Here is a 24,717-nt window from a genome sequence, read left to right on the forward strand (position 1 = left end):
CTGATTCGACTACAGGTGAGATCAGTGAGAATTCTTTGAGTTGCATTCAACATCAGTGCATTCAGGGAATAACCCTCACCTTACCTGATTTTGGGCTTAACCGAACCGTATTGGGTGTAAAACCAGATGCGCTGGTGGGTATTTGTGTAGAACGCTCACTAGAAATGGTGGTGGCACTACTGGGCATTCTCAAAGCAGGCGGAGCATACCTACCACTTGACCCAGAGTATCCCCAAGACCGCTTGAGCTTTATGCTAGAAGATGCTCAAGTTTCGCTACTGTTAACTCAGCGACTTATTGACAGATTTCCTGAGCATCAAGCAAAACAAGTCTTTTTAGATGAAGTCTGGTCACAAATTGCCCAAAACAATCAAGATAACCCAACTAGTGAAGCCAAAGCCTTTCATCTAGCTAATGTAATTTATACGTCAGGATCTACAGGTAGACCTAAAGGTGTCATGGTTGAGCATAAGGGACTGTGCAACTTAGCTCAAGCTCAGATTCAAACTTTTGGCTTGACTTCGGATAGTTGCATTCTCCAGTTTGCCTCCTTCAGTTTTGATGCTTCCATTTGGGAAGTCGTAATGGCGCTGATATCAGGCGGAACCTTATACCTGGGAACAAAAGACTCTCTATTGCCAGGGAAGCCGTTAATTGAGCGATTACGTGATTATTCTATTACCCATATCACACTACCACCATCGGCGTTAGCAGTTATACCCGTGGAGGAGCTTCCGGCACTGCAAACAATAATTGTAGCTGGCGAAGCTTGTCCTGCTGAATTAATCAAACAATGGTCTATTGGCAGAAACTTCTTCAACGCTTACGGGCCAACGGAAGCTACTGTCTGTGCCACGATTGCAAAATGCAATGACGACGAGAAAATATCTATTGGTCGTGCGATCGCCAATACACAAGTCTACATCTTAGACGAAAATTTGCAACCAGTGCCTGTGGGTGTGCCAGGAGAGTTACATATCGGTGGTGTTGGGTTAGCAAGAGGCTACCTTAACCGCCCCGAACTAACTCAGGAAAAATTCATTACCAACCCCTTTAATAATTCAAAATTCAAAATTCAAAATTCAAAATTATATAAAACTGGGGATTTGGCACGTTATTTACCGGATGGCAACATTGAATACCTGGGACGCATTGACAATCAAGTTAAAATTCGAGGCTTCCGCATCGAGTTGGGAGAAATCGAAGCATTACTGAGCCGACATGAAGATGTGCAGATATGTTGTGTCATCGCTCGTGAAGAAACTCCGGGTAATAAGCGCTTACTTGCCTACGTAGTGCCACAAAAAGAGGTGACAATCACAACGGACGAACTGCGCCAGTTCCTTTCCAATAAACTGCCTGGGTATATGGTGCCATCTGCTTTTGTGATATTGGAGTCTTTACCCCTGACACCTAACGAAAAAATAGGTTATTTACATCAAGAGGGAATGATTCTTTCTCCTGATGGACACTGCCGTGCTTTTGATGCTAAAGCACAAGGAACGATCGCGGGTAGCGGTGCTGGGATTGTGGTATTGAAAAGATTAAAGGATGCGATCGCAGACCGCGACTACATTCATGCAATTATTAAAGGCTCGGCCATCAATAACGATGGTGCCATGAAAGTGGGCTTCACTGCTCCTAGTGTTAACGGTCAAGCAGCAGTAATTGGCGAGGCTCAAGCTATAGCGGGTGTAGATGCCGAAACAATTTCCTACATCGAAGCTCATGGTACTGCTACACCTTTAGGTGATCCCATTGAAGTTGCAGCTTTAACTCAAGCTTTTAATCAAAGTACTGATAAAAAAGGTTTCTGCGCTATTGGTTCGTTAAAAACCAACTTAGGACATTTGGATACAGCAGCAGGCGTTGCAGGTTTGATTAAGACTGTCTTAGCACTGCAACATAAAATGCTGCCTCCAAGTTTGCATTTCGAGACACCTAATCCCAAAATTGATTTTGCCAACAGTCCTTTTTATGTCAATACAACCCTGACTGAATGGAAAACAGATAACATTCCTCGCCGTGCTGGGGTTAGTTCCTTTGGTATGGGGGGTACTAATGCTCATGTCATTTTAGAAGAAGCACCAACTCAATTAAAAATTAAAAATTTAAAATTAAAAAGTGAATATTTTCTGTTGTGTCTGTCGGCTAAAACTGCAAATGCACTTGAAAAGGCAACAGCTAATTTAATCACCCATTTAAAACAGCATCCAGAACTTAACTTAGGCGATGTAGCTTATACGCTCAATAGTGGTCGCCGGGGTTTTAATTACCGACGGATGTTGATTTGTCAAGACTTAGAAGATGCTGTTAAAGGTCTTAGTAATTTAGCAGCCCAACAAGTTTTTACCAATTATACAGAGATTACAGAACGGTCTGTTGTCTTTATGTTTCCCGGTCAAGGTTCCCAGTATGTCAACATGGCGCGGGAAATTTACGAAACTGAAACAGTATTTAAAGAACAAGTTGATTATTGCTCAGAATTTCTTAAACCTTTATTAGGGCTAGATTTACGTCATATTCTTTACCCCAGTGACGAAAAAATTGATGAGGTATCAAAACAACTTCAACAGACAGAAATTGCCCAACCTGCTATTTTTGTAATTGAATACGCCCTAGCTAAATTATGGCAGTTTTATGGAGTGGAGCCACAAGCTGCGATCGGTCACAGTATTGGCGAGTATGTAGCAGCAACTCTAGCAGAAGTTTTTTCCCTAGAAGATGCCTTATCTTTGGTAGCAGCACGCGGACAGATGATGCAGCAACTGCCTACTGGCGCAATGCTTTCAATTCCATTGCCCGCAGACAAGATAAAATCCCTATTAGGGACAGAACTTTCTGTTGCAGCAATTAATCAACCCTCCCAGTGTGTAGTTTCCGGTTCCATAGCAGCGATAGATGCACTACAAAATCAGCTTGCTGCTCAAGGGATTGAATGTCGCCAACTGCATACTTCCCATGCCTTCCATTCCCAGATGATGGAACCAATCTTAGAGGCATTTGTAGAGCGAGTCAAAAAAGTTACTTTAAATCCGCCAAAACTTCCTTATATCTCCAACTTAACTGGCACTTGGATTACAGTCACCCAAGCCACAAATCCTAACTACTACGCTCAACATCTGCGTTCCACAGTACAGTTTGCCCAAGGTGTCGAGAAATTATTAGCAACACCGGAGCAAGTATTACTAGAGGTAGGGCCAGGACATACACTAACTACATTAGTTAAAAGGCATCCAGACAAAGCAGCCGCACAAACTGTCTTGAGTTCGGTACGTCATCCTCAAGAAAAGCAATCCGATACTCGTGTTTTATTCAACACATTGGGTCAACTCTGGGTGGCTGGAGTCAAAGTAGATTGGTTTGGATTCTATAGTCAGGACGAATATTACCGTCTTCCCTTACCGACTTATCCCTTTGAACGCCAACGTTATTGGATTGACCCCCCACAAAAAGCAGCTTGGGGACAGTTGCAAATACCCCCAACATCACAATTGTGGACATCGCTTACACAAGCAGGTCAAAAACAAGCAAATACTAGAAATGCAGAACTTAACGAGTTAACCTATCAAGAAAATAGACAATGGTTAGATCGTTTATGTACAGCCTACATCAACTCTGCATTCCAGCAGTTAGGGGCTTTTAGTAATCCCCAAGACAAGTATTCTTTAGAGAGTTTGTTAGCGCAATACGATATTTCTCCTCGCTATCAGCAATTGTTGTCTAGATGGTTGCAAATATTAGTCGAACAAGGACAGCTACAGCAACAGGAGGGATTATTTAGTGGGCTAGTGCCATGTTCACAAGATTATATTAATGAACATTTAGAGCAAGTCAAAGCTAGGTTCGCTGCTTCATCTTTAATAGATTTAGATTTAGTGCAACGTTGTGGTGAAAATTTAGCTGCTGTTGTTGTTGGTGAACAAGAACCATTAGAAATTTTCAATGAACTAGTTTATCAAAAAGAAAACAACGGTTCATATTCAGAATCTCCCTTAATTACTTACTACAATTCTATCTTGCGCTCAAGCTTGGAACAGGTAGTCAAATCATTGCCATCATCGATTCACTTGAGAGTTCTAGAAATCGGTGCAGGTACTGGTGTATCTACGCAAGCATTATTACCTGTGTTGCAGCCTAAACAAACCAACTATACTTTTACTGATATTGGTAGCGGCTTCCTGACTCAAGCGCAAGAGAAGTTTAAAGACTATCCATTTGTTGAATATCGATTACTAGATATAGACAAGTCTCCAACTGAGCAAGGATTTGAGAAGTATAGCTTTCATGTAATAATAGCTTCTAATGTGTTGCACGCAACTCGCAACATAGATCAAACACTCCACCATGTACGCTCTTTATTAGCTCCTGGCGGCTTCCTCCTAGTGTGGGAAATAACGCAGCCGAAAATAGATTTTGATATAAGTTGGGGTCTGCTGTTGAAACCTTTAGACGATAAAAGACGCAATCAAGGTCAGCCTTTTATCATTTTAGACCAGTGGTTTGAAGCACTACGCGCTCAAGACTTTGTTCAAGTTGCCGCTTTTCCTGAAACTGAAGCGCTTGAGCATCAGATTATTATGGCTCAAGCTTCTGCATCAGCCGCATTTAGCACAAAATTTGGGCAAAAAGATACTGAACAGAAATCACAAAGTTCATTACAAAGAAAGCCGGATATTTTTCAGCAAGAAAACTTATTTGCACTCCACTCCAGACCTAATTTGCCAAATTCATATATAGCTCCCCGTAATGAGATTGAGCAAAAAATCGCCGAGATTTGGCAAGAATTATTAGGAATTAAACAGGTAGGAACCCATGATAATTTTTTTGAATTAGGAGGAGATTCTTTAATAGCTGTTCAAGTTCTGTCGAGATTAAGAAACACTTTTTCTATTAAATTAACTGTAGCAAATTTGTTTGAGTCTCCCACAATAGTTGAAATAGCAGCAAAATTAGAAAAACAGTTAGAGCCAGATAGGAACTTAGGTGCAATTGATAGAGAAGAAATAGCAATTTGAATAACAATTAATTTTAAATTACGAATTACGATTTAGCTGACGTGGAGTAATGTTTCTGTGAATATCGAACAATTGGTAGTTGATCTTAATAAACAGGGTGTGAAATTGTGGGTTGAAGGTGAGCAGTTGCGTGTTAATGCTCCAAAGGGAGTATTGACGCTAGAAACTCGTGACTTATTAGCTAAAAATAAAGCGGAACTTATCTTGTTACTGCACGAGAAAAATGCGGCTTCCGATACAGATTTACCCCTGATCAAAACCGAGCGTCCTCAGAACTTACCTCTGTCTTTCGCCCAAGAACGACTCTGGTTATTAAACCAGTTGGAACCAGATAGCCCTTTCTACAACGAACAAATAGTTCTAAAACTTCACGGTCAGTTGAACGTCGTGGCGCTAGAGCAAAGCCTCAACAAAATTATTGAGCGCCACGAAGCTTTACGTACCAACTTCCACACCATCAACGAACAGCCAATCCAGGTAATTGCTGACAGCTTAACTTTAAATGTGCCAGTAGTAGACCTAACAGAACTACCTAAAAGTGAAAGAGAAATCGCTTGCCAACAATTAGCTACGACAGAAGCTGCTCAACCGTTTAACCTTGCTAGTTCTCCTTTAATCCGAGCTTGTGTGGTGAAACTCAAAGAGCTAGAATACGCTTTCGTACTAACAGTACACCACATTTTAGTGGATGGTTGGTCAACAGGCGTATTGATGCGCGAGTTAGCAACCATTTACTCAGCACTCTGCAATAATTTGTCCCCAGAGCTACCTGAGCTACCAATTCAGTATGCCGATTTTGCTATTTGGCAACGGCAATGGTTGCAAAAAGAAGTACTCCAAACGCAGCTTGATTACTGGAAGCAATTACTCAAAAACGCTCCTACCTTACTAGAATTACCCACAGATAGACCTAGACCAGCCATTCAAAATTACCGGGGCGCAGTCCAATATATAGAATTATCAAATGAACTGAGTCAAGCGATCGCTAATTTCAGTAGGCAAGAGGGAGCCACCCTATTCATGACGCTGTTTGCAGCTTATGTTACCTTGCTTTATCGCTATACAGGCTCCGATGACATTGTAGTGGGTACGCCCATTGCTAATCGCGATCGCACCGAACTTGAAGGGTTAATTGGCTTTTTTGTCAACACTTTAGTACTACGTACCGATTTGTCAGGCAACCCTAGTTTTCAGCAATTGCTCAGTCGAGTCCGGCAAATGACACTCTTATCTTACGCTCATCCAGACTTGCCCTTTGAGGAGTTGGTAAAAGCATTGCAGCCACAACGAGACCTCAGCTATACACCACTGTTTCAGGTGATGTTTGTCCTCCAGAATGCGCCTATGTCTGAGATAGAGCTTGCTGGCTTAACTATCAGTTCTTTGCCAACCCAAAGCGCAGTTGCCAAGTTTGATTTAACTTTATCATTGCAGAACACGGCAACTGGACTAGTGGGTATGTGGGAGTACAACGCTGACTTGTTTGATGCAGCCACTATTGAGCGGATGAGTGGGCATTTCCAAACATTGCTTGAAGGAATTGTTGCTAACCCTCAAGAGCGGATTTCACAATTGCCTCTGCTAACAGAACTTGAGCAGCAGCAGTTATTGGTTGACTGGAACGATACCCAGTCCAACTATTCCCAGGATAAATATATTCATCAGTTATTTGAGGAGCAGGTTAAACGTACTCCAGATGCTGTGGCAGTGGTGTTTGAAAATCAACAACTCACTTACCAGCAGTTGAATAGTCGTGCTAATCAGTTAGCGCACTACTTAAGGTCTGTGGGTGTGGGAGCTGATGTACTAGTAGGGTTGTGTGTTGAACGCTCACTAGAGATGGTGGTGGGATTACTTGGCATTCTTAAGGCGGGTGGTGCTTATGTACCACTCGATCCTGAGTATCCCCAAGACCGCTTGAGCTTCATGCTCGAAGATACTCAAATTTCGGTACTCTTAATTCAACAGCATCTAACTGAAAGGCTACCTAAGCATCAGGTACAGCTTGTATGTTTGGATACTGAATGGCAATCTATTTCTCAATTGAGTGATTTTGATTTGGTTAATAGCACCAGCAGCGAAAATTTAGCTTATGTAATTTACACTTCTGGTTCTACAGGCAAACCCAAGGGAGTGATGATTCAACATCACTCCCTAATCAATCTTACACAGGCGGCAATTGTTGAGTATGGGTTAAGCGATGCCTGCGTTGGGCAAAGCCAACGCGTACTACAGTTTTGTTCTATCTGTTTCGATGCAGCAGCAGTAGAAATTTATCCTTCCCTAAGTTGCGGTGCGACGGTAGTGCTGCGAACCAAAAAAATGCTGAGTTCGGTGCAAACGTTCATCGAAAAATGCCGCGATTGGGGTATAACAGTGTTAAATTTGCCAATAGCATACTGGCATCAGCTAACTTTTGAATTAGTCAATGCCAATTTGCTGTTACCCGATTGCATCCGACTAGTAGTTATTGGTGGCGAGCATCCACTTGAGCAACGATTTAGAATGTGGCAACAGCATATAGGCGAGTATCCACAGCTAATAAACGCCTATGGCCCTACTGAAGCGACTGTAGAAGTAACATACAAATTACTGGGTATCCATCAGCAAAAGCTCACAATTGGCCGACCCATTTATAATACTCAGATATACATCCTCGACCAATATCTACAACCAGTCCCCATCGGTGTACCAGGAGAGTTACATATCGGTGGTGCGGGATTGGCAAGAGGCTACCTCAACCGTCCAGAGTTGACCAATGAGAAATTTATCCCCAACCCCTTTAATAATTCAAAATTCAAAATTCAAAATTCAAAATTATATAAAACTGGGGATTTGGCACGTTATTTACCGGATGGTGACATTGAATACTTAGGACGCATCGACAATCAAGTAAAAATTCGTGGCTTCCGCATTGAATTGGGGGAAATTGAAACAGCACTAAGCGAACATGGTGATGTGCAGTCCTGTTGTGTTATCGCCCGTGAAGATACCCCAGGAGAGAAGCGCCTCGTCGCCTATGTGGTGCCGTATCCACAGGTGACACCCATAATCGACCAACTGCGCCACTCCCTGAAAGCAAAACTCCCAGAGTATATGGTGCCAAATGCTTTTGTGGTACTGGAATCCTTACCCCTCACCTCTAACGGTAAAGTAGACCGTCGCGCCCTGCCAACACATAAGTTAGACAGCACACTGCTAGAAAAATATGTTGCCCCACGCACACCCATTGAGGAAATGCTGGCACTTCTTTGGACACAAGTGCTGAAACTAGAGCGAGTGGGGATACATGATAACTTCTTTGAAGTTGGGGGACACTCGTTACTAGCAACGCAACTGCTTTCACGTATCCGCAACATTTTCAAAGTGGAACTCTCATTGCGTGAGTTGTTTGCAAGAGGAACAATTGCAGAATTAGCGCAATCGATTGGGCAATTGCAACAACAGGACTTAGAACTTTCTACACCACCCATCTTACCAAGGGCAGAGAATGCACAATTACCACTGTCTTATGCTCAACAGCGCTCAATACGGTTCGGATAAGCATTTTTCACTTTCCTTGTGGTCTGGGGAATGGGTTTGCGGGTAAAGGATGTATTCAAAACCCTTCCCCTTTTCCCTTTCCCCTTTAACCGAACCGTATTGAGGCTACTCCACCATTTGGAATGACTCTATATCTTAGCCTTTGATACTAATGCTGTACGGGCGCAGTCACAGCCTTATCTAGGTTTAAAACTGTAAAATATAACTATTTTTTAGGATTAGCGGAATCTCCGTCCGTCACCTCGATAGGATATAGAATCTCTGGCGGCAGGAGATTCGGTGATTTGGGAGAGTACATTTTCAGGTGCAGAGCTACCAAGAACTACAAAAGATAAATTATTTACTTTCTGTTGGCAACCAGCGGTTAAGCAAGTACAAATCAAGCTTGTAATCAAAGAATAGAAAAGAGGACGCATACCCAGCACTAACTTCAATATGTACTGAATAGTTCTACAAGAGTTTTGTCGCTAGTCCGGAAAATTTGCTAGAAAGCTTGTGTCTTTAATGACTTGCCAATTATTTGAACGCTGTTGTTAGTATTGTATTTGGCTCAGATGCAAAGGTGGTTGGCATCCACCCGATGAAAACCCGCGACAAGTAAAAGAGTTTTGATTGGCAATTCGTTTAACTACGGTAAAGGAATCTGGAAACAGTCTTTGTGATTGTGTAGTTTAGATATGAATAGCTCTTTTATTCGCTCACACAATTCTTACAAGAGAAAGTCATAATAGAAACTGATGGCAATCAAAGTAAGCTCCAAAGCATTTTGGCTGGAAGTGAAAGCAATAAAATTTAATCTACTCAAGCCAAAACGTATTTTTTGGGGGAGTGTCTTTTCCTCTGTACTCTTGCTTTTTCCTATTTCTGGCTTGGCTGTAACCGTACAAGAAGTTCCAAATCCCCGCAAAGAGTATGGTGGTTGGGTAACTGATATGGCAGGAATCCTCAACGAGGACACAGAAGCCCAAATCAATCAGATGGTTTCTGAATTGGAAGCAAAAAAAGGAATGGAAATGGCGGTAGTAACCGTGCCAGAAACAAATTCTGCTGCATCACCGAAAACATTTGCCACCGAATTGTTTAATTTTTGGGGAATCGGTAAGAAAAGACAAGATAATGGTGTACTAGTTTTGATCTCTGTAGGCGATCGTCGTGTAGAAATTGAAACGGGTTATGGTGTAGAAGCGATTTTACCTGATGCCAAAGTAGGCAATATTATCGATACTCAAATTATCCCCCACTTCAAAAAAGGAGATTTTGCAGACGGTACACTGGCAGGAACCAAAGCATTAATAGTAGTTCTCAAGTCGGATCAACCATCATCTGAAAGTCAGGTAACACCACCAGACACTCAAGCAACCCCAAATAACACAGGTAACGGGATTGTATGGGGAGTTTTAGCTGGAGGTGGAATATTAACACTGGCAGCAGGAAGTGGTGTTTACCTAACTCGTCCTCGTAAAATCTTCATCGCACCAGAAGGGCGCACTCATAAGAGTGAAGGCAACTACACTTTTTTATGTGCTGATTGTCAAAAACCAATGAAACAAGTAGACGATTCTACAGTCCAATCCTATTTGAACAAACCAGAAATAACAGCACAAAAACTAGGTAGTATTAAGTTTCAGGGTTGGAAATGTCTTAGTTGCACTCACAAAACAACTGGTAATGGTTTCCATATTGTTGGCCAACAGTCCCATTCCTCCAGATTTCGCCAGTGTCCTCAATGTCATGATTTGACTCTTACCCATGACGAGAAGACTGTTCAATCACCTACACAAGCTAGTACTGGAAAACGACTAATTACTGATGAGTGCCACAATTGTTCTTACTATAATCAGCGAGAGGAAATAATTCCTCGTTTGCCTCCCCCGCCTCCACCACCACCTCCCAGCAGTTCTTGGGGTAGCGGTGGTGGCTTCAGTGGTGGTGGCGGTGCTGGTGGTGGTAGCTTCGGTGGTGGCAGTAGCGGTGGCGGCGGTGCTGGTGGTAGTTGGTAAATAATTTTATGAACAGTCAAGATAAAAGAATTCCCGAAGATATTGCCCCAGAAGTGCTGGAGCTAGCCTCGCACTATTATGCTGCTCACACTCAAAGTTATTCAGCTTCGGAGTTGGTAGCCGCAGGTAAGGAAGTTGATATTCCTGCTGAGTTTATTCAGCAAGCCATTCTGGATGTACAAGCAAGGCATAAGCAACAACAACAGCAACAACAGCGATTAGCCCACCTACGTCAAAGACTGCTAATTGTTGTCACTGGCGTAATAGCTGCACTGAGTGTCTGGAGTGCCTGGACTTACAACTCCATCCAAAATAGTAACTCCAGAGTAGAAGCAGCTTGGGCACAAGTCGAAAATCAACTCCAACGACGTGCTGATTTGATCCCTAACCTTGTAAATGTCACCCAAGCTTATGCTAAACAGGAAAAAGAGTTACTCCCTTTATTGATACGATCACGCCAAGCTTATTTGCAAGCAACGACTCCCGATCAAAAGGTTGCTGCAACAGTGCAAGTCAATCAAGCAATTGACCATTTCCGTGATTATGCCAGGGTCAATCCCCAATTGCAATCAAGCCAACTATTTACCAATCTTCAATACGAACTTACGGGTACTGAAAATCGTTTAGCTGTAGAAAGAATGCGTTATAATCAAGCAGTGCAAGCTTATAATCAAAAAATTCAAAGTTTTCCTAACTTCTTAGTTTCTAATATTCTTGGGTTTGAGAAGAAAGAATTTTTCTAAGCTGCAAATACTGGTATTCCCAAAATTCAAATTTTTAGGGAATAAAAAGTAATAATAACTACGCCACACAGCAGGCTTACAGGCGTATGGAAGCAGTTATTGAGCAGGGGGAAAAGAGAAGCAGGGGAAGAGGAATTGCTTAATAATACAGCGCTTCCCGCTATTATGCAGTACAGTTTTTTCCTTGCCCCTTTATTAGCATACTTTTCAGTTTTAATGATGTACCTCATAGCTGCCGGAGGTGCTGTAAATAACTCTCTTTCCTCCCCTGCCTCCCCCGCACCCCCTGCCTCCCCTGCTTATCCGAACCGTATTGGGAGTGATGAATGGTGTGTTGGGGGGAAATCTTAGGTCAAAATTTGGCTTGGTAGCTTTTTTAGACCGATGTACACTATCTTTCAAATAAGTTTCCTGCATACCGATTAAGTGCCAGCAGGTTTCGAGTAATAATTGTGCTGTTATACTTACTATTTGCGTTTCCAAAATAATTTAATACTAAAAGCACTTGATACGAAGAACCCCCACATCAAAGAAGGTTCAGGAACACTTGTGGAATGTTCAGAGATAAAGATAGCTTTGAAATTAAGATCAGCCGAAGGCGTATCCAAGTTCCATGAGTTATTAATTATTGAATCAAAGTTTGTAGTACTAATCAAAAAGGTTTTCCCACCAAGGTAACGGTCAAAGACTGGACTCAGTGGGCTTTCGCCAACCCAAGCATAGCCAGGTAATATCATGTTCGACTTAATACTTATGTCATTGCGAGCGTAGCGCGGCAATCCCAAATCTTTGCGATTGCTTCATTCCACTTCGTTGCATTCGCAATGACATATTATAAGTGATTTGCCGAACATGATATAATCCGTGACCATTCCAGCTACTAGAGTTCCTGCGTTTTCTCCTGGAAAGCTGTTTCGAGAAAAAGTAGCACCTTAAACAATACAGATGTATTTACCTTACTAGTATCAGTCTAGTATCAATCTAATCATTGCAAAGCCAGACAAGCTACTGAGTACTGCTGCTTACAAATGCATGATCTCACGCTGACTGGGGATATCGAAATATCGAAGTTATCGGTTGTTGTACTACTGTTGGATTAAGGGCAATGGATAGCGTGGGTTGCTGTCGGGGAAGCATTAGAGGGATTGTTGGAGAGCTAAAATGAGTTGTCTAGTTTAATCGCGTAGGCGCAGCCGTAGGCATCGCTTCCTCAATCGCCTTAATGTCTTCAACTCTGTGCTTTGGCAATGGATGCTGATGTATATCAAAATGCTGCCGATGCTTTTTTAAGAAACGATAAAAGCTACATCTTCAGCATCGTCTACGAGTTTAGGTTCTGCTGCATCTGAGAGTGGCGATACTACAATAGTAGATGTTTCCGATTTTAACTCGTTTTTACTTACCATTAATCCTGAGTGAAGGAATCTTTCTGAGTGTATCGTTTGGTTGACCTTTTATTTAGTATGACTTCTAGGGAATAGCATTAGCCACGACGAAATAGAGTTTCGAGATAAACTTGGGAAACACGGTGGTCACCATCAGCATTTTGCAGCAGAAAAAGGGAAATAGCTGCGGTAATAAGGCGACGTTCATCCCAATCAGGATGCTTTTCTAAGTAGGTGTTGAGAGATTGATGTAGGGTTTCAGGAAGGGTAGTAAAGATGTTTTGGGTTGAGTTCATCCGATCAAAGCTTCCGAAAGAGCAAATTATAGAGACAATAAGCTAGAGGTGATGCACTGCTTATGCAGTTTCACCCCGTTCCTCGCTTGCCAAACCATTTGCACTAACAACTGAATATTTTTATACAGTTGATGTTCAAAATGGAACGGGCGACAAAGGCTAGTCGATTTATTGTGTGCTGATTGGCTCGGTTTGTCAATGTTGCTAAATGTTAAAGAGAAATATAGAAAAAATAAATAGTTACGTGAAAATGAGGGTTAGAAGCAGGTTTTCTTTACCTTATGTAACAATAACTCGGTAAAGCAAAGCGATGACTACAGTTATCACAAAATCCCTGATGGGGAACAGAAGCCGATTCTCTTGTAAAACAACTGTGGAAAACAGTAGGAATAGCTGTGGAAACTCTGTGGAATCTGCCAGAAAAAGTAGAACTAATGATAAGAATACTTAAGTATGAATAATAGTCTATCTTAAGTAAGTTTTTACAGATAAATACAGCAACTAAGCTGTTGTTTATAGCGGGAAATAGCTTTCCATAAGGGGAGTGCTTAAACATGAAGAGTTTAAGTACTCTTTATCTAAGCAGAGACATAAACTAGGTTTTCAGCTTCATACGTTGAGTTAGTGTATGCTTGTTAATGTATAAATCTAATTCTATTTTACGTTCAAATGTCTATTCCTGAAATTACCCAAAAACTTTTAACAGCTAAAGAGAACAAGGGGCTGACTTTTGCACAATTAGCAGAAGTTCTGCAATGTAACGAAGTATGGATTGCCTCTGTAATTTATCGCCAAGCGAGTGCTTCACCTGAAGAAGCAAAGTTATTAGTTGATACATTAGGGCTTGATATAGACAATGCTAAAGAGCTGAGTAAGTATCCGATAAAAGGTAGTGATGCTGTTGTTCCAACTGATCCTTTTATTTATCGCTTCTATGAAATTATGCAGGTGTATGGACTTCCACTAAAAGATGTAGTTCAAGAAAAGTTTGGTGATGGAATTATAAGTGCTATTGATTTTACTTTGGATGTAGACAGGGAAGAAAACCCAAAAGGCGAACGCGTGAAAATTGTTATGTCAGGTAAATTCCTCCCTTACAAAAAATGGTAATTCTCTTGGGCGTAGATACTTTCAATTGAATTGCAAACCGCCTGCAAGTGTTTGTTAATATACATTTAACTTCATAAAAATTCCTCAGAGCAGATTTCCTCTGTTGGAGAATCTTAATGACTTTACCAAGTTTTGGTATCAGCAGTAAAAGTAAATCGCACCCCCAACCATGACAAACAGAGCGATGGTCTTGAAGAGTACCACCGTAGGTGATCGCTCTTTGCGTGTACTAGACTGCCGACGCACCAGAAGACATCGCTTGTATGTGAGTCTTGGGTATAAAGTTATGTTAAAGTGTGTGCGAGTTTGAAGTGCGTTTTCCTAAATGCGAATGCTATTAATAGCCAATACTGTTTTTGAAATAGGAATTGGTTGCGTATTTCTCTTGTTTCCAACTTTGCTTACCCTGGATAGCCAACTGTCTATTTCCTTACTGCGGGTAATTGGATGCGGTGCTTTGTCTTTGGGGACTTTGAGTTTTTTAATGCTGGATTTGACTGATAAAAAAGAACTAAAACCAGGATTAATCGCTTTGTCTATTTTTCATAGTCTGGTAGCGCTCGCCCAAATTTACAGTTTTGTTGGCAGCATGATTAATACACCTATAATCATTGCACATTCAGTATTTGCAGTGTTATTTATCAGTGTTTTATGGCAGCGAATTAGATAAATTTAAAAGCGTTTCAATTCATAGCACATCCGTGCCTGGGCGATCGCAGTTACGCCAATTCCAGAAACACTGCAAGCATAGAGGAAAGCATACGCCGGACTCTCAGGTAAAAATGTTACAATATGTTACTCAAATGGTTGTGCTCGCCGTCACAGTCACGCTGGGGCTGATAAACAACGTTGCAATTCCAATAATTGCACCCCAAAGACAGCCATAGCAGCAAACGATAATCAACTGATTTCTGGGTTTAGCCCTGTCGTTTGATATTGTATGAACGAGCAGGATTTAGCCGTTGAGCAGGAATATAGCTTAGAAAATACCAATGAACTTAAGCATTCAACAGATTGTGCCGGAGGACGTTGCATTAATGGAAGCTCTATTAGCGACCTTTGGTGAGGCATTCGATGAGGTGGAGACATATAGAAATCCGCCTAGTGCAGACTACCTGCGGCAACTGCTCGATAGTGACTACTTCATTGCGATCGCCGCATTGAAAGGAGGTGAGGTGGTTGGCGGTCTCACTGCCTACGAGCTTAAAAAGTTCGAGCAGGAGCGCAGCGAGATTTACATCTACGATCTAGCTGTTGCCGCCGCACACCGACGGCAGGGGATCGCAACAGCATTAATTCAGAAGCTGAAGGAAGTAGCAGCAGCATCTGGAGCTTATGTCATTTTCGTCCAGGCGGATATCGGTGACGATCCAGCCATTAAACTTTATACAAAGCTGGGCGATCGCGAAGACGTATTGCATTTCGATATAGCAGTTAATAGCGGCAATGACAATGCCTAGCGCTTATCTGAGTAGTGGCTTTTCGAGAAGAGCATATTAGAGATCGGGTCAATACAATCTTTCTAAATCCTGGTTGAGTCATAATCAGCGATTAAACGCAGTTTATTTTTCGTGCGAAAACCCTATGAAAATTACAGCTTCAGCACTTTGGCTCAACGCCCTTGGATGTCACGGCATCCGCTAATTTCGTCAAACAATATTTTGGTTTTAGCGAAGAGATGTCAGCCGAAGGTTTTGTGTCGCTGTCTAGACCAGATGCTGGCTTTAACCTTATTTTTCTGAAAACTGGACTAGAAACTTTTAAACCAATTCACATACGCGGACATTGAGCAGATGGTTTGCTTGTTGCGTTTGTTGTGAACGACATCGATCGTGAATATGCCCGATTACAATCAGAAGGGGTGACGATTACTACACCGATCGAGACTGAACCTTGGGGCGAAAAATTCTTTCAAGTCACCAATCCAAATGGTGTGGTGATCCAATTGGTTACTCTTGAAAATTTGCGGTTACTAGATAAAGTTTGAACAGGAGAAAATATGCGAGTGTTGGAATTAATTGCCATCTTGGAAAAAGATGGCGAATGAGATTTTTAATCAAGATGCACTCGCTACGGCAATTGTGCGGATTCATGAAGTTGGCTGATTAATAAGTCCCGCACAAACACGGATTCATTCCTGCTGCCTTTAAGTAAAACTGCATTATACAAGTTTTGAAGGTGCATTTATGGCTGATACTGCAATCTTAGATAACCGTATAAATAAGCAAATAAAATTTGGACCATTAGAAGCGACAGTAGCAGCAACAGAAGAAGAGTCAGTAATATTAGCCGAAAAGCTCACACAGGTGGCAATTCCTTTATACGTATTGTTACAAGCACTGAACATAGCAAAATACAATAAGGCAGCAGCTTTCCGCTACGCTGACAAATATCTAAACGATATCAAAAAGTCAAAATGGGTTGTTATGAAAACGGCTTGAAATTTTTCGATGAAACGCTCGGTTGGATATTTTCTCCTGATGTAAATTCTCAGTTTTGATTATTCCAATCATTGAACTTATATTTAACTGGAGAATTTTGGAGTAATTTTTCAATTCCCAAACGGATTAGCTCTGGTGGAATCCCATCTAATTTCAACTCGGTTTGGATAAACTCATCAATTAAATTGGCTTTCGTTTTCTCCAAAAGTGCCAACATCTGTTGAGCTTGGGTTGTTGGTGTGCTTGATGAATTACTTTCGAGATGAGAAGAATGTTGATCGCTGGGTGCAGAATTAACAAACTGTTTGGTATCCCGGTCATAGCCAGAGAAGTTTTTCAGATATAGCATAGGGAACCATTGATTAACACCCCCGTAATAAACCGCTCGACCAACTGGTGATTGTGCGGCAATCTCCATGACTTGGGTTATTGTTGAAATTACTTGAGAAGAAACCGTCGTTATATCTCAAACTCAAACGACGGTTTCTTCATAACTCCTCGGTTCTTATCCCAAACTTACGTTACTTCAAATGTTCGGTAAAAAATGACGTGAGTTTATCAAAGGGAATTAACTCAACTCTGTCATATAAATCAACGTGTCCTGCTTTGGGAATGATATACAATTCTTTGGGTTCGGCTGCACCTTTGTAGGCATCCTCACTAAACTCTCTTGAGTGAGCCTTATCACCCGTGATGAAAAGCATAGGACGAGGGGAAATCGTTTCTATATCATTAAAGGGATAAAAATTCATAAACTTAACGTTACTGCTTAACGTCGGGTGCGTTGTCAGTTCCGGTGATCCTCCTTTAGGCGTGTATTCACCTCTCGGTGTACGGTAGAAATCATAAAACTCACGCTGGATAGGGTGTGTGTTTTCATCTAACCTATGTACAGTCCCACTGGTGTATTTGGTTTCACCATCGGTAAACTCTACATAACGTTGCTTTGCAGCCTCCTGCTGGATTTTCTTTCTCTGCTCAAGGGTGAGCGAATGGTTAAGTGCATTTCGATTGGCTGCTCCCATATCGTACATGCTGACAGTTGCGATCGCTTTCATTCGCGGATCAATCTTAGCGGCACTGATAACAAAGCTTCCGCTACCACAAATTCCAATTATTCCGATTCGGTTTCTGTCAATAAATGGACGCGTCCCAAGAAAGTCAACTGCTGCACTGAAATCTTCAGAATAAATATCAGGCGCAACAGTGTTGCGTGGTTCGCCCTCACTCTCACCCCAGAAAGACAAGTCAACAGATAAAGTCACAAACCCTCGTTCAGCCATATTTGCAGCATACACGTTGGCACTTTGTTCTTTTACCGCTCCCATAGGATGCCCAACAATGATCGCCGAATGTTTTTTACTCTGATCTAAATTCTTGGGAATAAATAGATGTCCCGCAACATTCATTTTGTATTGGTTTTTAAAAGTAACCTTATACATCGTAACGTTGTCGCTTACCTGAAAAGTTGTATATCCCTTTGGTGTTATTTGTTCCATTTGTTTTGTTTTTTCTGATTGTCCTTTTTGTTCTGTTTGTGTGTAAGCTTGCCCGCTTATCATAGGAGCTATCATCGCTAAAATTAATATATATTTCAGATAATTTCTCCCCTTTTGATTGTGAGATTGACAGATTGAAATTGTTGCTCTATTAATCTTAAATTTCTCCAAATATCAATCTGGTTTTATCAGCAGCGTTTCTACCGTTTGCTGTATGAGTTCAATTATGCGGACGTGAAAACGGATAGCGTTAGGACGTTTATTGAAAAAAACCGGACAATTCTCCAAAAAATCGCCATGCAACGTGCTGAACAAAAACAAAATGTTTAATATAAATTTATGAACGCAAAAGAAGCAGAATTTGAAAAGCGAAAGATGCAGATCAATCGGGAAGAGCTGATCGAAAGGATGATCCGTCTCGCTCCCGAAAACAGCCTTTTTGAAGTGTTTCGGGGCATTTTCATATATCAATCGTCGAAACCGACCGAGAGCCAGGTATCGGTATTAAAGCCCGCCTTCTGCGTCATCGCGCAGGGCAGCAAAGATGTGCTTTTGGACGATGAATTATTTCACTATGATTCCGGTCATTACTTAATCTCGACGCTTGATTTGCCGATTATGAGTAATGTCGTCGAAGCGTCCGAGGAAAAACCTTATTTGAATCTTCGGATAGACCTCGATCCGGCACTTGTTGCTGCGGTGATGATTGAATCTGGCATCGAAACTAAAAAAAGCGGCACGGGAGTCAAGGCGATGGATGTCAGCCCGGTTGATGCCGATTTGCTGGAAGCAGTCGTCAAACTGGTGAAACTATTTGACACACCGGACGAAATGAAGTTTCTCGCGCCGCTCATCATCCGCGAGATCATCTACCGGCTTTTAAAGGGAAAACAGAGCGCACGGCTCAACCAGCTTATCACTACCGAAGGCGACGCGCAGCGCATCTCTAGGGTGGTCAAGCAAATCCGCGAGAACATTGATCAGCCTCTGAAAATCGAAGATACAGCCCGCGAACTTGGCATGAGCGTGTCAGGCTTTCACCAACATTTTAAGTCCGTCACGGCGATGAGTCCTTTGCAGTTCCAGAAACAAATTCGGCTTCAGGAAGCGCGCCGTCTGATGCTCGGCGAAAACATGGATGTGGCGATGGCCAGCTTTCGTGTCGGTTACGATGACCCGTCTTATTTTAGCCGGGAATATAAAAAACTATTTGGTATTCCCCCGCATCGTGATATCGCCAAGCTACGCAGCAATTTAGGGCAATAAGAATTGGCTATGTATTAGTCACATCTTTCTTAACAAAAGATTGAAAGTTTAGAAAGTAGCTATGCATTAGTCACATTGCACCATCAATTCTGATGTAACCAGGATAATTTGCTGCGATCGCTTGCAGAATTCTCATTGCGCCCGGATTAATCACGGACTGCACAAATTCTTCATCAATGTCAGCAATATCGGGATTGGGAATACCAGTCGGTGAGGGTGATTGTTGTGCTGGTGGTTCTGGGAGTGTAACCAACCCTTGCAACTGATATTCAGCAATCCACCGGGGGCGCTCTTGCATTGGTAGCCGATTCACATAATCAGCAACTCGGCGTTTAGCTGCGATCGCACTTTGGGAAAACTTTTTGGTTTACTGTCAATGGATTATTGTCTGTTTGAGCCACTTCAAAAAGTGAGATGCTCCCTAGTGAGGAATTGTCAGTAGGAGTGGAATTAGTTGATTGGAATCGGTAGCGATTACTATTCATGTTGTGGTTTCATGCGATGTTTACGACAATCCTCTGAGCGATGTCTGCGACGGGCTACGCCTACGCACTTCAACTGTTGGCGTATCCAGCACTCGTTCCCACTCCCAACGCCAAGCAGTCTCTACCAATATTTCTTTGCCGTTGGTGAATTTGATAAATTCTGTGCCATTGTCGTAAAACACATCAGCAACGAGTCGATTAAGCAATGTTATAATCCCTGCATCTCCATCTGCAAAATTGCTGGCAACTAACTGAGCACCGTTCTGGAGGTTAGTTCATTTGTTTTAATACTAATGGTTACAGCGTTTCCCATTGCACCTTTTTCTCCCTCTTAAAATGATTATCATTCTTTAAATTAACCTTTCTCTTCTTTTTTTTGGAATAATTTATTCTTTGGAAGTCCCCAAAGCCAGTTTGGGCTTCATTTTTGTTTAAGTCCCAATAGTGGCTTAAAAACAAGCTTTTGTAAAATCATAAAAAAACTTAGCAAGAGAATTATTGTCTACAAATAAAGATCTGTGAATAATTATTACAACAATTAATATTTGAAGTCTTCTCGATTTCTGTATCATTGCAAATAAGTTAAACTTCTAACGCAAATTGAATTTGCAAATCAAACAGGTGCTTTAGGAAAATGCACAAAGTTCAAAAATCTGTTTTTTCAAGTTCCTCAGAATCAGAAAATACTTCTCAGTTAACATCTAGAGGCTTTCGTATCTCGCCTCAAAATACTTCAGTTGCGCCAAAGACACAACAGGACATAGAGGATCAAGCCTTTACTGAGCAAAAAATGGAGGCAAATCAACTACAGTTAGAGGCGAAGTATGGCACCTTGACAGCACAAGGGCAAGAACGCCTAACTGTATTGCAAGCCAAAATGGACGGGTTATTGCATTCGAGATACGAAAGAGCATCTCAATTTGCTCATAACATTGCCAATATTTCATTCCATCGACCAAACACAGCCCTACCAATTCAGACAAAGCCGACTGTCAGACTACCAAGAGAACAGGTAGCGCATCAGCCACAGAGCAAGCAACTCCAGCGACAATCACTGCCGTTGATGGGCCAATCATCCCAGGTTCAGCAGCGCATGGGCTCTGGTGTAATACAGCGCAAAGAACTGGATTCAAACGATATCCTCAAAGCTCTCAGTTCTATTTCCTTGGTCAAAAAGAAGCTCAAACAAACACAGCACCTCCGCCGAGATGATCGAGACACAGCTCCTAGTGTAGAAACTATGCGTCAGGATGTAGAGAAGGTACTCGCCCAGTATGACAACAAGCTCAAGGGCGGTAACGACAGCATAACTAACCAAGCCATATCTGTTGCTGTTGTACTAGAAGCCGTAGCCAGAGTCATTGCCGTTAACGAACTCAATGATCCTGCTCTCACTCCTAATTTGACCATGAAGCTGATAGAGCTATACCGAAGCGAGATCGAGTCTAAACTTAAGAAGATGGATGATAAGCAAGACGTACTTAAGTTAGCCACAGCTTTAACCGCTGACGACCCAGTTAGTCTCTATATGCACAACGAATTGCGCCTTGATGCGGCTGCTATACGAGTGCAAATGATGGCACGCTCTGTTGATAAACAACCAAGGGATTTCTTTGATTTACTGCGTCAGCGCTTTGAAATCGAGATGGCTACCTACCACAAGGATGATGTAAAAAAGCGACAGGACACCGGAAATGAAGCAAGAAATTTCAGTGTCAAGGAGGCTACAGGTGAGGTATCGGTAGCTTATCTCGAAAAGCTTTTCCCTGGCGGTATCGCTCAGTGGGCTCAACCACCAAGCGGCACTCGCAATACGCTTAACTTTACACCTGATGCTACTCAGAAGTTGGACGATCTAAAGGCTGCTGTGGTCAGAAATGATCTTCGTGACCATGATCCCAATACACGTACTTGGAAACGACCAGGTGAGAATAATCGTAAACTCACTAGTAAGCAGAGCGCTCATTTGAATGAAATTGAGCAGCAGGAAGACGCATTAAAGCTTAATTGGAGCGATGACCCAGTTATTGCCAAGCTGATGCATCTGTTCAAGCTTGATAATGATAGTGCTGCCAACTTAGTTGAACAAATCAAAAATGGACTCAAAGACCTACCCATTACCCTCACAGTCAGGGGAGCCGAATGGTTTAATCAAGGCGACCCAAGCAGCACAATTTATCAGCCGGGTTCGTCACGTAGAAACACCGCAGACTACTATAATCTCTTAAAGAAGAAAAGAAAGAAATCCTCCCAGCCAAGTCGCCTTGATTCTGTTAATTACTTAGGCGATTATAATGACACCACTGGACAAGGGCGAGGAGAGAATTACGGTCGGTTCCGCAACTGGAAAGATCAAAGAATGACTGGTAATTTGGGCTTTTCCGATGCCGAACTGCCATCGTTTGCTGCCGTCAATATGAACTGGTTAGCCCACAGCAGCAATCTACCCACGCAAGGATTTGGGGGAAGGAACAATGCATCTGAGTACGGCAAGAACTCCTACGGCGACACCCACTTTATACTAAAACAAGAAAATATTGTTGAGCGGCTGGTTTACACTGCTACAGACCACGGCAAGCCACGACGTGACATCTACCTAGCCTTTTGTGACTTTCTACTAGGCGACGACGCAGCACAAAGTCAAACAGGGATGAAAGCAACTAAAAAGGATGTCGTAATTCGACATATCGTAAATTCGTTAATCACCCAGAAGCTAGTAAGTTCAGACGTACAGTGTTTTGAGGTGCAGATATTTGGAGAACTTAACATCAGTAAAGACGTAGAGAAAATTTCTGTAGCACCGTCAGTAGAAGCGAATGTGCAGGACAACATCAATACATTTTGCACTAAGCATAGTATCACCTTCGAGGCCATTGATCAGCCAACCGAGGCTGTGGAACATCAAAGGTGGTTCTTTCAGCCTGCGGGATCGGGATTGGGAATGCTCGATCAGCTCCAGAATGCGCTAGCCTCTAGCCAACTGCCACAAGGGGCTTGAGTTCGACCGTATTAGGACTTATATCATGTCCGGTTAAAGACTTATCAATCGCTTGACCCTTACCATCAAAGTCCGATTTCAACCTCATCATTGCTTCGTTTTCAAAATGTTAGCGATCGCCTTGAACTTCAATAGTTTGTCAATTCTTTTTACTTACAGGAATGCGTTGCCACAGATCGGTAAGCTCAATGGTATCGAAGAATGCTACTACCTTGACAATACGCCCGTTTTTCATTGTCATATACCAGGAATAGGTATTGGTATAGGGTTTGCCGTCTTTGGCTGTTGCTGTTCCATCCCATAAGGCAATTACCGTGTCGCCCTCGGCATAAATACCTCGTACACTGGGTACTATTCTGACGCTCAATCGCTCGTTGATTGGTACTATGGCTTCCTCCAAAAACTGCTTGCGGCTGGTGTAGGTTTTGGAAATTGGACTTCTGCCTGTAATCGTCCATTCCACATCATCAGCCAGCAGATCGAAGAAACTACCAGTGTTATTTGCCCATTTAGCAAAGCCTTCGCGTACTATTTCTTTATTCTGGCTCTGATTAGATTGCGCAATTTTGTCAATCTCTGCTTGCTTTGGCTCGGCTTTAGCACTGGCCACAGGTACTGCGGTGGCTATCATCAAACCAAAGCCAATTAATCCAAAGCTAATTAGTAATTTACGGTGGGGGGCGGTGGTGTATTTTTTCATAAAACCTGTTTCTTGATTAAGTCTGTGTAGAAAACGCTATTTTGTCTTTGTTATCGAATCGAAACGTCAGGCTGCCTGATTTAACAGTATTTCCCATGTAATCAAAAACACCAGACATTAGGCTGCCTTTTCATGGCTAAGTCTTCCACTCCTTATCTGAAATCGGTAGACTCAGCTAGAGTTCGCCATTTTGCCGTCTCTTGCTCGACGTAAGCGTTCTTCTCGGCTATTGTCTGAAGTGTATCTGTGCCCAAAGGTAAGCGTAGGGGCGGTTCGTCTGTGTTGACAATCTCAAAAATGGCTGGGGCAAGCTTAGTGGGATCTCCTGGCTGTTGGTAGTTAAGTCCAGCCGCTACGTCACGGATTTTCCCGACCGTCTGGGCATAATCAGGGATTTGCACTGCACTCGGACGTAGCGAACTGTTATCGAGAAAACCAGTGCGGAAGTATCCCGGCTCAACCACCGTCGCGTGAATCCCCAACGGGGCTAACTCGCCATGCAGGGCTTCGGTAATGCCTTCGACGGCAAACTTGGTTGAGCCATAGATGCCCCATCCTGGGGAGGAGCGATAGCCACCGATCGACGATAAATTAATGATGTGTCCAGAGCGGTGCTGACGCATACTGGGTAGCACAGCACGGGTGACATTTAGTAGCCCGAAGACATTGGTGCGATAAACGCTCTCAACCTCTTCGGCACTGCACTCTTCGACAGCTCCTAGCAAGCCGAATCCCGCATTGTTGACCAACACATCGATTTGTCCAAATTTTTCTAGACTTGTGGCGATCGCTGCTTTTACCTGAGCCTCATCGGTGACATCCATGCTCAGTACTAATGCATCTTTACTGGTTGCGAATTGTTGCAAATCGTTGTGATTGCGGGCGGTGGCAATTAATCTGTCACCTGCTGCCAGAACTGCTTTCGCAATCTCAGCACCCAAGCCCCGTGAAGCACCAGTAATCAACCATGTTCTCTGAGCCATGATTTATCTCCTTAAAATTATTAGGGTTAGTAGCAAAGCTTCGATATGCAATATCTCGTATCCAGCAAACTTGAATTTTGTAACTGATTTGCTATTGGTGTTTGCATGAATTCAATATAGGAAATTGGCTCAAACTTGTAGTCAACCCTGGGTTGACTGTTTTACACAATAGTATGATTGATGAATTAGTCAATCTAAAGATGGTAGGCTAATTCCAACTTAAGTTGGAATCGAAATTCAACCGAAGGCA

The 24,717-nt window shown here is 42.4% G+C and carries 18 protein-coding genes; 11 read left to right on the forward strand and 7 right to left on the reverse strand.

All coding sequences use genetic code 11. From position 1 onward, the window contains the following. Positions 1-35: 35 nt before the first annotated feature. From H6G97_RS23980 to H6G97_RS23995, 4 genes are all read left to right on the forward strand, one after another. Complete coding sequence (locus tag H6G97_RS23980; protein WP_242055163.1) at positions 36-5,018, forward strand: polyketide synthase; 4,983 nt, start codon at positions 36-38, stop codon at positions 5,016-5,018. Positions 5,019-5,075: 57 nt separating this feature from the next. Next, complete coding sequence (locus H6G97_RS23985; RefSeq protein WP_190943141.1) at positions 5,076-8,561, forward strand: non-ribosomal peptide synthetase; 3,486 nt, start codon at positions 5,076-5,078, stop codon at positions 8,559-8,561. A gap of 737 nt (positions 8,562-9,298) precedes the next feature. Further along, the gene (locus tag H6G97_RS23990) at positions 9,299-10,561 is read left to right on the forward strand and encodes a TPM domain-containing protein (RefSeq protein WP_190943142.1); all 1,263 of its coding nucleotides are present in this window, start codon (positions 9,299-9,301) and stop codon (positions 10,559-10,561) included. Positions 10,562-10,569: 8 nt separating this feature from the next. Next, on the forward strand, positions 10,570-11,304 hold the full coding sequence (locus tag H6G97_RS23995; protein ID WP_190943143.1) for a LemA family protein: 735 nt from the start codon (positions 10,570-10,572) through the stop codon (positions 11,302-11,304). Between the two features lie 1,483 nt (positions 11,305-12,787). Here H6G97_RS23995 and H6G97_RS24000 read toward each other — a convergent pair. Beyond that, on the reverse strand, positions 12,788-12,985 hold the full coding sequence (locus tag H6G97_RS24000; protein WP_190943144.1) for a DUF2811 domain-containing protein: 198 nt from the start codon (positions 12,983-12,985) through the stop codon (positions 12,788-12,790). A 669-nt stretch (positions 12,986-13,654) separates the two neighbouring features. On the opposite strand from H6G97_RS24000, the gene cynS reads away from it, so the two are divergent. The 5 genes from cynS to H6G97_RS24025 all read left to right on the forward strand — a co-directional run bounded on the left by cynS (position 13,655) and on the right by H6G97_RS24025 (position 16,536). After that, positions 13,655-14,095, forward strand: coding sequence for a cyanase (gene cynS / locus H6G97_RS24005; RefSeq protein WP_190943145.1), 441 nt, complete (start codon positions 13,655-13,657; stop codon positions 14,093-14,095). 325 nt (positions 14,096-14,420) lie between these two features. Then, on the forward strand, positions 14,421-14,765 hold the full coding sequence (locus H6G97_RS24010; RefSeq protein WP_190943146.1) for a hypothetical protein: 345 nt from the start codon (positions 14,421-14,423) through the stop codon (positions 14,763-14,765). Between the two features lie 322 nt (positions 14,766-15,087). Continuing rightward, positions 15,088-15,555 carry an AAC(3)-I family aminoglycoside N-acetyltransferase gene (locus H6G97_RS24015; RefSeq protein ID WP_190943147.1) on the forward strand — a complete coding sequence of 156 codons (468 nt, stop codon included), beginning with the start codon at positions 15,088-15,090 and terminating at the stop codon, positions 15,553-15,555. 338 nt (positions 15,556-15,893) lie between these two features. Further along, complete coding sequence (locus H6G97_RS52835) at positions 15,894-16,082, forward strand: VOC family protein (protein WP_242055164.1); 189 nt, start codon at positions 15,894-15,896, stop codon at positions 16,080-16,082. Positions 16,083-16,281: 199 nt separating this feature from the next. Next, positions 16,282-16,536 (forward strand): hypothetical protein, encoded by a 255-nt coding sequence (locus tag H6G97_RS24025; RefSeq protein ID WP_190943148.1) that lies wholly within the window; start codon positions 16,282-16,284, stop codon positions 16,534-16,536. Between the two features lie 49 nt (positions 16,537-16,585). Here the strand turns inward: H6G97_RS24025 and H6G97_RS24030 are convergent, their stop codons facing one another. Next, positions 16,586-16,954: a hypothetical protein gene (locus H6G97_RS24030; RefSeq protein WP_190943149.1), complete on the reverse strand. Its 369-nt coding sequence runs from the start codon at positions 16,952-16,954 to the stop codon at positions 16,586-16,588. Between the two features lie 103 nt (positions 16,955-17,057). Beyond that, a complete protein-coding gene (locus tag H6G97_RS24035; RefSeq protein WP_242055165.1) occupies positions 17,058-18,206 on the reverse strand; it encodes an alpha/beta hydrolase in 1,149 nt (382 codons plus the stop codon). Between the two features lie 168 nt (positions 18,207-18,374). Between H6G97_RS24035 and H6G97_RS24040 the strand changes: the two genes are divergently transcribed. Further along, on the forward strand, positions 18,375-19,301 hold the full coding sequence (locus H6G97_RS24040) for an AraC family transcriptional regulator (protein WP_190943150.1): 927 nt from the start codon (positions 18,375-18,377) through the stop codon (positions 19,299-19,301). A gap of 70 nt (positions 19,302-19,371) precedes the next feature. Here H6G97_RS24040 and H6G97_RS24045 read toward each other — a convergent pair whose 3' ends face one another. Beyond that, positions 19,372-19,614, reverse strand: coding sequence for a hypothetical protein (locus tag H6G97_RS24045; RefSeq protein ID WP_242055170.1), 243 nt, complete (start codon positions 19,612-19,614; stop codon positions 19,372-19,374). A gap of 192 nt (positions 19,615-19,806) precedes the next feature. Further along, on the reverse strand, positions 19,807-19,992 hold the full coding sequence (locus H6G97_RS24050; RefSeq protein WP_190943167.1) for a hypothetical protein: 186 nt from the start codon (positions 19,990-19,992) through the stop codon (positions 19,807-19,809). 428 nt (positions 19,993-20,420) lie between these two features. Between H6G97_RS24050 and H6G97_RS24055 the strand changes: the two genes are divergently transcribed. Then, positions 20,421-22,784, forward strand: a complete 2,364-nt coding sequence (locus H6G97_RS24055; protein WP_190943151.1) for a hypothetical protein — start codon at positions 20,421-20,423, stop codon at positions 22,782-22,784. Between the two features lie 139 nt (positions 22,785-22,923). Here the strand turns inward: H6G97_RS24055 and H6G97_RS24060 are convergent, their stop codons facing one another. After that, positions 22,924-23,484, reverse strand: coding sequence for a nuclear transport factor 2 family protein (locus H6G97_RS24060; protein WP_199349594.1), 561 nt, complete (start codon positions 23,482-23,484; stop codon positions 22,924-22,926). Positions 23,485-23,636: 152 nt separating this feature from the next. After that, positions 23,637-24,467, reverse strand: coding sequence for an oxidoreductase (locus H6G97_RS24065; protein WP_190943152.1), 831 nt, complete (start codon positions 24,465-24,467; stop codon positions 23,637-23,639). Positions 24,468-24,717 lie beyond the last annotated feature (250 nt).

The organism is Nostoc flagelliforme FACHB-838, assembly GCF_014698065.1.
Lineage (GTDB): Bacteria > Cyanobacteriota > Cyanobacteriia > Cyanobacteriales > Nostocaceae > Nostoc > Nostoc flagelliforme_B.

Bases quoted from the DNA above. Each gene is read 5' to 3' on its own strand.
- H6G97_RS24000 (WP_190943144.1), bottom strand. From the start codon at position 12,985: ATGAACTCAACCCAAAACATCTTTACTACCCTTCCTGAAACCCTACAT.
- H6G97_RS24010 (WP_190943146.1), top strand. From the start codon at position 14,421: ATGCGAATGCTATTAATAGCCAATACTGTTTTTGAAATAGGAATTGGT.
- H6G97_RS24040 (WP_190943150.1), top strand. From the start codon at position 18,375: ATGAACGCAAAAGAAGCAGAATTTGAAAAGCGAAAGATGCAGATCAAT.
- H6G97_RS24030 (WP_190943149.1), bottom strand. From the start codon at position 16,954: ATGGAGATTGCCGCACAATCACCAGTTGGTCGAGCGGTTTATTACGGG.
- H6G97_RS24015 (WP_190943147.1), top strand. From the start codon at position 15,088: ATGAACTTAAGCATTCAACAGATTGTGCCGGAGGACGTTGCATTAATG.
- H6G97_RS23990 (WP_190943142.1), top strand. From the start codon at position 9,299: ATGGCAATCAAAGTAAGCTCCAAAGCATTTTGGCTGGAAGTGAAAGCA.
- H6G97_RS23995 (WP_190943143.1), top strand. From the start codon at position 10,570: ATGAACAGTCAAGATAAAAGAATTCCCGAAGATATTGCCCCAGAAGTG.
- cynS (WP_190943145.1), top strand. From the start codon at position 13,655: ATGTCTATTCCTGAAATTACCCAAAAACTTTTAACAGCTAAAGAGAAC.
- H6G97_RS24060 (WP_199349594.1), bottom strand. From the start codon at position 23,484: ATGAAAAAATACACCACCGCCCCCCACCGTAAATTACTAATTAGCTTT.
- H6G97_RS24065 (WP_190943152.1), bottom strand. From the start codon at position 24,467: ATGGCTCAGAGAACATGGTTGATTACTGGTGCTTCACGGGGCTTGGGT.
- H6G97_RS24055 (WP_190943151.1), top strand. From the start codon at position 20,421: ATGCACAAAGTTCAAAAATCTGTTTTTTCAAGTTCCTCAGAATCAGAA.
- H6G97_RS24025 (WP_190943148.1), top strand. From the start codon at position 16,282: ATGGCTGATACTGCAATCTTAGATAACCGTATAAATAAGCAAATAAAA.